The organism is Calothrix sp. CCY 0018, assembly GCF_963920925.1.
In the GTDB taxonomy this organism is placed as follows: domain Bacteria; phylum Cyanobacteriota; class Cyanobacteriia; order Cyanobacteriales; family Nostocaceae; genus Rivularia.
In genome coordinates this window covers 25,578-34,991 of the sequence record NZ_CAWUDI010000072.1, presented here as the reverse complement: position 1 = coordinate 34,991, position 9,414 = coordinate 25,578, and the positions used below count along the sequence as shown (strand labels likewise).

9 protein-coding genes are annotated in these 9,414 nt (G+C 40.0%); 3 read left to right on the top strand and 6 right to left on the bottom strand.

Going from position 1 to position 9,414, the window contains the following annotated elements:
• Window positions 1–153: 153 nt before the first annotated feature.
• The 4 genes from ACM03V_RS32385 to ACM03V_RS32370 form a co-directional block, all read right to left on the bottom strand.
• Window positions 154–501 carry a histidine triad nucleotide-binding protein gene (locus ACM03V_RS32385; RefSeq protein WP_414624921.1) on the bottom strand — a complete coding sequence of 116 codons (348 nt, stop codon included), beginning with the start codon at window positions 499–501 and terminating at the stop codon, window positions 154–156.
• A gap of 60 nt (window positions 502–561) precedes the next feature.
• Window positions 562–1,470: an acyl-CoA desaturase gene (locus ACM03V_RS32380; protein ID WP_414624920.1), complete on the bottom strand. Its 909-nt coding sequence runs from the start codon at window positions 1,468–1,470 to the stop codon at window positions 562–564.
• Between the two features lie 411 nt (window positions 1,471–1,881).
• Window positions 1,882–2,775, bottom strand: a complete 894-nt coding sequence (locus ACM03V_RS32375; RefSeq protein WP_414624919.1) for a DUF4336 domain-containing protein — start codon at window positions 2,773–2,775, stop codon at window positions 1,882–1,884.
• A 460-nt stretch (window positions 2,776–3,235) separates the two neighbouring features.
• Entirely contained in the window at window positions 3,236–3,415 is a 180-nt protein-coding gene (locus ACM03V_RS32370; protein WP_414624918.1) for a hypothetical protein, read from the bottom strand.
• A 308-nt stretch (window positions 3,416–3,723) separates the two neighbouring features.
• On the opposite strand from ACM03V_RS32370, the gene ACM03V_RS32365 reads away from it, so the two are divergent.
• The 3 genes from ACM03V_RS32365 (at window position 3,724) to ACM03V_RS32355 (ending at window position 7,757) form a co-directional block, all read left to right on the top strand.
• Window positions 3,724–5,262: a YifB family Mg chelatase-like AAA ATPase gene (locus ACM03V_RS32365; RefSeq protein ID WP_414624917.1), complete on the top strand. Its 1,539-nt coding sequence runs from the start codon at window positions 3,724–3,726 to the stop codon at window positions 5,260–5,262.
• Window positions 5,263–5,384: 122 nt separating this feature from the next.
• On the top strand, window positions 5,385–6,017 hold the full coding sequence (locus ACM03V_RS32360) for a restriction endonuclease subunit R (RefSeq protein ID WP_414624916.1): 633 nt from the start codon (window positions 5,385–5,387) through the stop codon (window positions 6,015–6,017).
• Between the two features lie 108 nt (window positions 6,018–6,125).
• Window positions 6,126–7,757, top strand: coding sequence for a tetratricopeptide repeat protein (locus ACM03V_RS32355; RefSeq protein ID WP_414624915.1), 1,632 nt, complete (start codon window positions 6,126–6,128; stop codon window positions 7,755–7,757).
• A gap of 2 nt (window positions 7,758–7,759) precedes the next feature.
• Here ACM03V_RS32355 and ACM03V_RS32350 read toward each other — a convergent pair whose 3' ends face one another.
• Together ACM03V_RS32350 and ACM03V_RS32345 are read right to left on the bottom strand one after the other, a co-directional pair.
• Window positions 7,760–8,161: a helix-turn-helix domain-containing protein gene (locus tag ACM03V_RS32350; RefSeq protein WP_414624914.1), complete on the bottom strand. Its 402-nt coding sequence runs from the start codon at window positions 8,159–8,161 to the stop codon at window positions 7,760–7,762.
• A gap of 235 nt (window positions 8,162–8,396) precedes the next feature.
• The gene (locus ACM03V_RS32345) at window positions 8,397–9,380 is read right to left on the bottom strand and encodes a PRC-barrel domain-containing protein (RefSeq protein ID WP_414624913.1); all 984 of its coding nucleotides are present in this window, start codon (window positions 9,378–9,380) and stop codon (window positions 8,397–8,399) included.
• Window positions 9,381–9,414 lie beyond the last annotated feature (34 nt).

The following is a 9,414-nucleotide window of genomic DNA, read 5'->3' as shown; positions in this document are numbered from 1 at the left end:
CATTAGTTTCTGTTATCAGCGAACAATTGGTTAAGAGTAGGGAACAGGGAATTGGTAATTGGTAATTGGTAATTGGTAATTGGGAATTGGGTATTACTCCTTGTCCCCATCTTCCCATCCCCCATCTCGCCATCTCCCCATACCCTCATCACCTCAACCGGGTGGCCACTTCATCTGTCTTCCACCAAGGATATGTATATGTAAGTGATGGACTGTTTGTCCGCCGTCGGAGCCGGTGTTAATAACTGTGCGATAGCCGTTGGTTAATCCGGCTTCTTCGGCTACTTTTTTAGCGGTTAATAATAGATGTCCCATTAAAGCTTGGTCTTCGGGGGAAGCGTCGGCTAGTTTGGGTATCGGTTTTTTGGGGATGACTAATATATGGACGGGTGCTTGGGGGCTAACGTCTTTGAAGGCTAATGCTAAGTCATCCTCATAAACAATGTCGGCGGGGATTTCTTTTCTAATAATTTTGCCGAAAATAGTGTCTTGTGCGGTCATTTCTTCTTTGTTGTTATTGCTCAATATCAATTGTTAATCATAGAACGGACGGTTCAAAAATTAAGATTCTACCGTTTCCAATGCCACTGGCAATTCTAATTTCTGAAAACTTTGCTCTCTAGAACGTCCCAGCAACTTGGTTTCGGGAATCATTTTAGGCTTCGACGCTAATTTGAAAAATTCCAGCATCTTAATAAAGCTATATGTAGGATCTGGTAGATATGCAACTTTTCCAGAACGAATAGTTATGCCATGCCGACTGGATGATTGAAAAGCGTGATGGAGATTATGCCAGCCTTCACCCAGGGTTAGCACTGCTACGAAGGCATTATTTCGGCTAAATTCATTGGTGATAAAAGGGCGATCGCCAAAGATATGGGAAAGTGAGTTAACGGTTTGTACTCCGTGGAATAACAGAGTTGTGCTGAGAAAAAATGCACCGAGATATTCAACACCGCCGATAAAATAGGAAAGCGCTCCCAAAGCTATTACAGGTACGAAGTGCAAACGGTCAATTATCTTTAAAACTCTGTCATTTTCAACATCGCTTGGTAGCTTATCTGGGAGGAAATTGGGCGATAACAACCAACCTCCTTGCGACCAATAAAAACCTGCGATCGCGTTACTTTGTGTATTAGGAGAATGAGTGTCTAGCTCGCCATCGGAATGTTGATGATGATTCATGTGGTGTGCTTTCCACCAGCTTGGTCCCATTTGCCCAGCCGATGCCGTTACAATACATCCTAGCCATAGAACTGCTTCAGGAGCCTGATAGCTTTTATGGGTAAGCAACCTGTGGTAGATAGCAGTTGTTCCCAGCATTCGGATTAAGTATAAAAATAAAATCCATACAACAGCGCCCCACGACAAACCAGTCGTAAAAACTAGCAACGAACCGAAATGACTAGAAATAATCAGTATTGGACCGATTACATAAGAAACAATCGTGAGTGGGGAATATTGCCTCATTTTTTCTTGCACTGTTCTGAAAGTATTGATAAATAAGCCATTAAAGGATTGATTACGCAGAATTATTCCGTATAATCGCCTTTCAAGAGAGTAGTTGAGAAGAAGTATTTACACAAGCAGTTTGTGGAGTTGTAGGTTGGGTTAGACACGACAATCAAATTTTACTTGTAACGAGGATTTATTAGACATCTCCGGAAAACATTTATATAGTTTGCATGCGCTTTCCCCCCTTCCCCCTTCCCTATGAGGGAAGTGGGGTTTTAAAGCCTCTCTCTTTGCAAGAGAGAGGTTTGGAAAGAGGTTTTTTTCATTTCCGGAGATGTCTATTAATCGTGTCGTAACCCAACATCATGATTGCGGACAACAATTATTACCACAGAAGCGAATATAAATTCGCCTAAACCAAACCTACTAATTTTGTTTTATAAGCTTTGGATAAACTATATCTAGAATCAATACGATTAATGCGTGACCTGGCAAAATAATTAGTAAAGCTACCAAAAACCATACCGCAGTTATCGCAGCTTCGACGATTGTGGGACGTGGAGTTAACCAGTCGAAAGCAAAGTCTAAAAATTTTGTAACTTCCTCTTTCCCATCTACACACAACCAAGGGCTGTGAGCTACTATTAAATGTTCGGCTCCCCAACTGCGAACGGTATTAAGGGAATTACGTAAAGATTCGCGGTTGAACATATTAGCTAACTGCATTCCGCGTGGGGTATGTTTATACATTTGGTTCAACTGAGCAGTCACGCGGGAGATAGAAGAAAAAGCTGCGGAATCGAAGTCCATAATCATATCGGTGAAAACTACGGTGTTCGACTCGTGATGGAAAAAAACAATTTCATCCACAAATCCATTACCTGAACCAAAAACGCATTGATCTATTTCATCCTTCCATTCGGGTTCTGGCTCGTCTGTAGAAAGCGTTTTGTAGAAGGTTAAGTCTTTGCGCTTTGAATCTAGCCGTGGTGATGCATAAAGTTTCGCGTCTGGGTATGCTTGGCTCCAACCTCCCATATGCAAGTGGTGAATGTTATTTGGCGAAACGATATATTTTAAAGTTCCAAGTGCATCAATATCGGCGCGGATATCATTAGTAAGACGGATTGGGGAAATAATAAAAAGGCTGTTGTCTTTTAAGCGAATGACAACTGCTCGATGGGTGTAGGGGTAGCGGGGTTGCATCGGTGGGCGGTAGCATATGCAGTCGGGAGCTTCAATTGTCCAGATGTTGGTGGCTACTTTTGTTAAACCGCTTTTGTTTTCGTTGGGAATTGGGCGGAAAGTTTGAGTTTGCATCACAGAATATCTTCTAACCTATATTCAAGTTGTAGGTTGGGTTAGACACGAAAATCAAAGTTAATTTGTAATGAAAATTTTTTCATCGTGTCGTAACCCAACATTGCGGTAGCCGACAAGCAGTATTATGCGATTTTAAAATATTTTACAGTACCAATGATTTAATGTTGGGTTACGGCACTTTGATCAATTTTAGGTTGATACCTAATTTCCCTGTGTGCCTAACCCAACCTACGAACTTCACACAAATCTTGAATTTGATTTTGATATCTTTGGGTTGTAGTTGTAGGTTGGGTTAGACACGAAAACCAAATTTGATTAGTAACGAGGATTTATTAATCGTGTCGTAACCCAACATCATTATGGCGGAAAAGCAGTATAAACTAATAATTTAATGTTGGGTTACAGCGCGATGATAAATCTCTGTCAAAACTAATTCTGCTCTGAGGTTTAACCCAACCTACGAACTTTGATCGCGAAACTGAGGTTTTGCTGTATTAAGTTCAACATAAACTCCATCACCGGATAGACCACAAACACCGCACGACCACATACTACTTTCCTTGAAACCTGGCGTAGAATCCTTTTCACGCTTAATGGAACCTTGAACACACAAAGGGCATCGAAGTGTCCAATCCACAATGTATCCGCTTCCTGTCTGTTAAATCTTCTAAATGCTTTATTAATAACTTTACAAGTACATCCTACTGACTGAAGCGAAGTATTATAATTACTTATTATGTAGTAAATTACCGTATATCCAACCTTGCTGAGAGGTATACGTACTTAACCACGATCGCAAACCTGTCTTTATCCACTAAATTCTTGATCGCAAATTGAAAAATTCATCAAAATCCCACTCTCTACAAGATTAATCACAAGCCACACAAAATAATTTTCAGCTATAACTGATGAATTAAAAGTTTTTATATACAAGGTTTTACATAAATGCTTGCTAGAGTTTGGAGTGCGTCAATTGTCGGCATCGATGCTATCAAGGTGGGTGTGGAAGTCGATGTATCGGGGGGTTTACCAGCAATTGTAATGTTGGGGCTTCCCGATAGTGCGGTGCAGGAATCTAAGGAAAGGGTAAAAGCAACTTTGAAAAACGCGGGTTTTGCTTTCCCAATGCGTAAGATTGTGATCAACTTGACTCCTGCCGATTTGCGTAAGGAAGGGCCTTGTTTTGATTTACCGATCAGCGTGGGTATTTTGGCGGCTTCCGAGCAAGTTAATCCCGATTTACTGGGTGATTTTTTATTCCTGGGGGAAGTTTCACTTGATGGTAGTTTACGCCCGGTAGCTGGTGTATTACCGATCGCGGCTGCGGCGCAAAATATGGGAATTACGGCTTTGGTGGTACCTGCTGATAATGCTCAAGAAGCAGCAGTTGTTAAGGGATTAGATGTTTATGGTTTTGAGAATATTTCTGAAGTTGCTAATTTTTTAAATAATCCCGCACGTCATAAACCTGTAGAGCTTGATGAAACTGTAAAAGAAGAATCACACGACGCATCATTTATTCATCATTTAGATTTAAAAGATGTCAAAGGACAAGCTCACGCACGTCGGGCTTTAGAAATAGCTGCTGCTGGTGGTCATAATTTAATTTTTGTGGGGCCACCTGGAAGTGGTAAAACTATGCTGGCAAGGCGTTTACCCGATATTTTACCTCCGTTGGGTTTCGATGAATCTTTGGAAGTGACTCGTATATATTCCGTAGCTGGCTTATTGAAAAATCGGGGAAAATTAATTCGCGATCGCCCTTTTCGCAGTCCCCATCATTCGGCGAGTGGCCCTTCTTTGGTGGGTGGTGGCAGCTACCCCCGTCCTGGTGAAATTTCTCTATCACACCGAGGGGTACTTTTCCTAGATGAGTTAACAGAATTTAAAAGAGATGTTTTAGAATTTCTGCGCCAACCTTTAGAAGATGGGCAAGTAACTATTTCCCGCACCAAACAATCTGTCATGTTTCCCGCACAATTTACCTTGGTGGCGAGTACCAATCCCTGCCCCTGCGGCTTTTACGGCGATACCCAACAGCAGTGTACCTGTTCGCCGAATAAAAGAGAACAATATTGGGGCAAGCTATCGGGGCCGTTAATGGATAGAATTGATCTACAAGTTGCGGTGAATCGTTTAAAACCCGAAGAAATTACCCAGCAACCCAACGGAGAAACATCGGAAACCGTTAGGGAAAGGGTTTTAGTTGCACGGGAGAGAGCATCTAAAAGATTTATAAAAGAAAAAACTTTACGCTGTAATGCTCAAATGCAAAGTCGCCATCTACAGAAATGGTGCAAATTAGATGATGCATCTCGTAATTTATTAGAAATGGCGATTAGAAAATTAAATTTATCAGCAAGAGCTAGCGATCGCATTTTAAAAGTAGCTAGAACTATTGCAGATTTAGCTGGTGACGAAAACTTGCAGCCCCATCATGTTGCTGAAGCCGTTCAATATCGCACTATAGATAGAATGCAATAATGAAATGGGGCATTGGGAATAGGTAATTGGTAATTGGTAATAATTATTTTTATCCTTGTCTCCTTGTCTCCCCATCTCCCCCTCTCCTCCTGTCCCTTCTTAAGCACCAACGTTAATCAAAAATGGCTATTCAAACTATTCAAGCAAGAGATATTAATCTTCGCTACCTGATAGACAACTTCGGCATTCAATTAGTTAGAAACCTTGACTTTTTCCCCGAATGGCAAGATGATTTACCAGAATTGAGCGAATACGATAAGCAACTGCTCGATAAAATAAGGGATGGTTATTTCAACCTGCTTAATTATCCACCGTTGTTAGAAGGAATTGTGCGTCAAGCAATAGTCGATCCATTGCTTTTTATTGGTGATTTTTACCTCGCACCATTTTACGTCAAGTCGGAAGAATCAATCGATATTGAAGTCCCAGAGCAAGATACTATTATCAAAGGTCGCATCGATAGTTTGGTTTTGTGCGATCGACTCTGGGTAATAATTATTGAATCAAAAAAAGCATCATTCTCTATTGAAGAAGGTTTAGCGCAATTACTCGCCTATATGCTTGGCAGCCCCATAATTGATAAACCAACTTTTGGACTGATCGCCACAGGTAGCGAATTTATTTTTATCAAGTTAGCTAAAAGTAATACACCGCAATACGGAACATCAAGAGTTTTCTCAATGCGTAACCCCGGTAATGATTTGTATGATGTATTGAAGATTTTGAAAAAATTGATTGAAATTGCCAGCATTTAAACTTATTTCCCTCTTCCCTCTTCCCTTCATAAGTACAATTACCTTTATCTTTACGCAGAGTTGATACTAAACTAAAATAGATAAATCCTAAAATTCGCAGAACTATTGATGGATTGGAGTAACGTACTGCGAAGTTTACAATCCGACTTTATCAAGCGCTTAGCTGATGGTTGTTTGCTGCATTGCGAACGTGTTGGTCAATATAGTGAATTAACTGTTATCTCTGGAGAAAGGTTAAAACAGTTACGCGAGTTTTGCTGGATGATGGCGGAAAAGTACAAGCGCGTTTCTTCGGTGCGCGATGTTTTTGTTAGCTATCTTAAGGGAAAGTTGGGTGAAGAAGTTGTTAAGGAAAGGTTAGCCGACTTTATTACTGAAGTCGATTATGAAAAACGCTTCGGCGGCGATGGTAATGTTGATTTTACGTTGACTGCTAATCCTTTAATTGGGATTGAAGTTAAATCTCGTCACGGTTACTTTAATAAGGTAAGATGGTCGGTTTCTGTTGATGAAGTCCAAAAAAATGCGGTTATTGTTTGCGTTTTAATTCAGGAAGAGGTAAATGAAGCGCAATCTAAATATAATATGGTTTTGGCTGGGTTTTTACCAACTGAAATGATTAAGTTGAGAACTGGTAAAATCTCTTTTGGAATTGAGCAGTTATTTTATGCTGGTGGGTTACGTGCTTATTTAGAATACTTACAGGCTTCGACAAGTTATATAGCTCCAAATATTTCTCCTCAGCAGCAATTATTTGGAAAACCAGCAAATCAGAATTTGATTACGTCAATTAAAACCGAAGAGAATTTAGATCGGCTTTACGTTGAGCAGGGTGATGAATGTTTTCAGAAAAAACTTTATGATGGTGCAATTGAAAATTATAGTCAAGCATTACAGATTCATCATAGCGATGCCAATACTTACTACAAACGCGGCAATGTGTTTTACTGTTTAAAAGATTATAGTCAAGCGATCGCAGATTTTACTCAAGCAATTAACGTAAATCCGAATTTTGCTAAAGCTTATATAAAAAGCGGGTTGACTCGATATCAGTTAGCAGATTATTACGGAGCCATTGAAGATTATACGCAAGCAATTAGAATTAATTCTTACGATGCGGTAGCTTTTCAAAACCGTGGTGATATTCGTTCTATTATTGGAGATAGTCAAGGTGCAATTGAAGATTACACTCAAGCAAGAAAAATCAATCCTCATTTATTAGAACACCAGCAAGTTACTCTCAATATCGAGGATAATTCTCATACTCCCATAAATGATAATTTAGAACGGGAGAATCATCAACGAGCCATCGAAGTTTTTACGCAGGTAATCGAAATCAGTCCCGATGATGCAGTTGGTTACAAAAAGCGCGGTAATGCTCGTTGCGATTTGGGGGATTATTTACAAGCAATTGAAGATTTTACCAAGGCAATTCAAATAAATCCCTATGATGCGGATGCTTATTTTTATCGGGGAAATGCCTTTTATCAGTTAGGAGATAAACCTGAAGCCATAGAAGATTACAATCAAGCAATTAAAATAAATCCTTCGGATGCAGATGCTTATATTAATCGGGGAAACCTGCGGGATGAATTAGGAGATACTCAAGGAGCAGTTGCAGATTTTCAGGTAGCAGCCGATTTATATCAAAAAGCGGGTAAGGTGCAGGAACATAAGGATACGAGAGAAAAGATATTAGATTTGGAAATTGAAGAATCTTTGGATGTTTTGGATTTTTAACACTAATTCTCAGGGAAAAATACAGCAGGTGAAAGATGGAACAATTCTGCACTCTTTTGAATATGTTCAACCGTCAATTTTCTTTTTCCGTTAAGTACATCAGAGACAATAGACTCAGTTTTAAAAATAGGAATTAAATCTTTTTGTTTCAGGTCTAGTTCCACCATTAAAGCTTTGATAAGCTCTATTCCATAAATATCTGGAACTAAGTCTTGTTTTTCTTCATACTCTTCAATCAACATTGCTAATAGATATAAATAATCTTCTTCGTCTTCTGTTAATTTTCCTTTATCAAGCAAACTATCAACAATATTTTGAATTTTTTCTAAGTCTTCTTCAGACTTTATAGGACGTGGAGGGAAAGATACAAGTAAGTTTGTGTAGGTGTTTTGTGTATATGACATTTGCCATTAATTTGTTGTTTCTAGGAGAAAGAAAAATTGTTTGATACAAACTTCTTTCTCTTTTATCATTATTCTAGCTAGTATTAGCTATCAAACCATTCGTCGTTTTTCCATTTATCTTTGTCGTATTCCGCATGAGTTAGGAAGTCACGTATATATATAATTCCTTAAGTACACAAAAAAATAGGAGCTAGAAATTAACTCCTAACTCCTAACTCCTAATTCTTAACTAAACTTAATATCCGCCTTCTTCTTCGTATTCTGGCTGTTTTTCTTTGACTTTCTTGGGAATAACAATTGGCTGGGGTGCTTCTTCGTCTTCCCAAGCGTCTTTTTCTAAGTCGTCGTCGTAGGTTTCTTCGTATTCTGTATATGCTTTAGTGGGGAAAGGCTCGGTGGGTGCTTGATACTTATCTTTACCCGTGGCTTCGCTCCAGTTGTCTTCTTCGGCTTCTTCGTAACGGATGGTTTCTTCTTCATAAGGGCGTGCTTCCATGACTCGACGACGTGGGGCTTGTTCGTAAGCGTCGTCTTCAGTCCAAACTTCTTCTGCTACGGGTTCTGGGCGACGTACTCTAACTTGGGGTGCTTCTAAAGGTACTCCCGATGGTAGCTGATTTTCTGGCGCTACGGTGCGAGGAGTGGCGTTGTAGTATTCGTCGTCGCGTTCCCAAGGTGCTTTTCCGATACCCAAACGTTCTAATACGCCAACGCTTAATTGAGTGACTCGCTCTTCTGCTCCTTCAAATACTATCAAACGGTTTGCGCCAACGCTGGCTACTTCGTCCATTGATAGTTCGTAGGTGCTGAGAACTTGGTCGGGTATTTGTGGTAATCCTAAAGAAGCAATGATTATGGAAGTGATTCTACCGCTGATGCCATCAAATTTGAAGCCGCGTACTCTTCCTAGTACTTCTCCGGATTCTGTAATTACTTCCCAGTTGACTAAATTACTGTAAAGCTGGGTGTCAATATCTTCGATTACATCTTCATTATTAACTAATATCACGTCGCCGATTTGGTCAACGCTGCCTAAATACATATAGCGCGGTATTCCAGAAACGGAGATCAGGCTGTCTCGCAATCCAAGTGCCACAACCTCTCGTCTGTCAATATCTACCCACAGTTGGTTGACAATGCCGAGCCTTCTCCCGTTATCGCGGGTGATGACTTGGGTGTTTAAAATATCCGAGCGTCTTATAATTTGTTCAGAGGTCATTATTTACCGAGTCCCGATCTCGAATCCGGTTTAT

Excerpts from the sequence above, each read along its gene's own strand:
- ACM03V_RS32375 (WP_414624919.1), bottom strand. The coding sequence starts at position 2,775 with ATGCAAACTCAAACTTTCCGCCCAATTCCCAACGAAAACAAAAGCGGT.
- ACM03V_RS32385 (WP_414624921.1), bottom strand. The coding sequence starts at position 501 with ATGACCGCACAAGACACTATTTTCGGCAAAATTATTAGAAAAGAAATC.
- ACM03V_RS32360 (WP_414624916.1), top strand. The coding sequence starts at position 5,385 with ATGGCTATTCAAACTATTCAAGCAAGAGATATTAATCTTCGCTACCTG.
- ACM03V_RS32355 (WP_414624915.1), top strand. The coding sequence starts at position 6,126 with ATGGATTGGAGTAACGTACTGCGAAGTTTACAATCCGACTTTATCAAG.
- ACM03V_RS32365 (WP_414624917.1), top strand. The coding sequence starts at position 3,724 with ATGCTTGCTAGAGTTTGGAGTGCGTCAATTGTCGGCATCGATGCTATC.
- ACM03V_RS32350 (WP_414624914.1), bottom strand. The coding sequence starts at position 8,161 with ATGTCATATACACAAAACACCTACACAAACTTACTTGTATCTTTCCCT.
- ACM03V_RS32345 (WP_414624913.1), bottom strand. The coding sequence starts at position 9,380 with ATGACCTCTGAACAAATTATAAGACGCTCGGATATTTTAAACACCCAA.
- ACM03V_RS32380 (WP_414624920.1), bottom strand. The coding sequence starts at position 1,470 with ATGAGGCAATATTCCCCACTCACGATTGTTTCTTATGTAATCGGTCCA.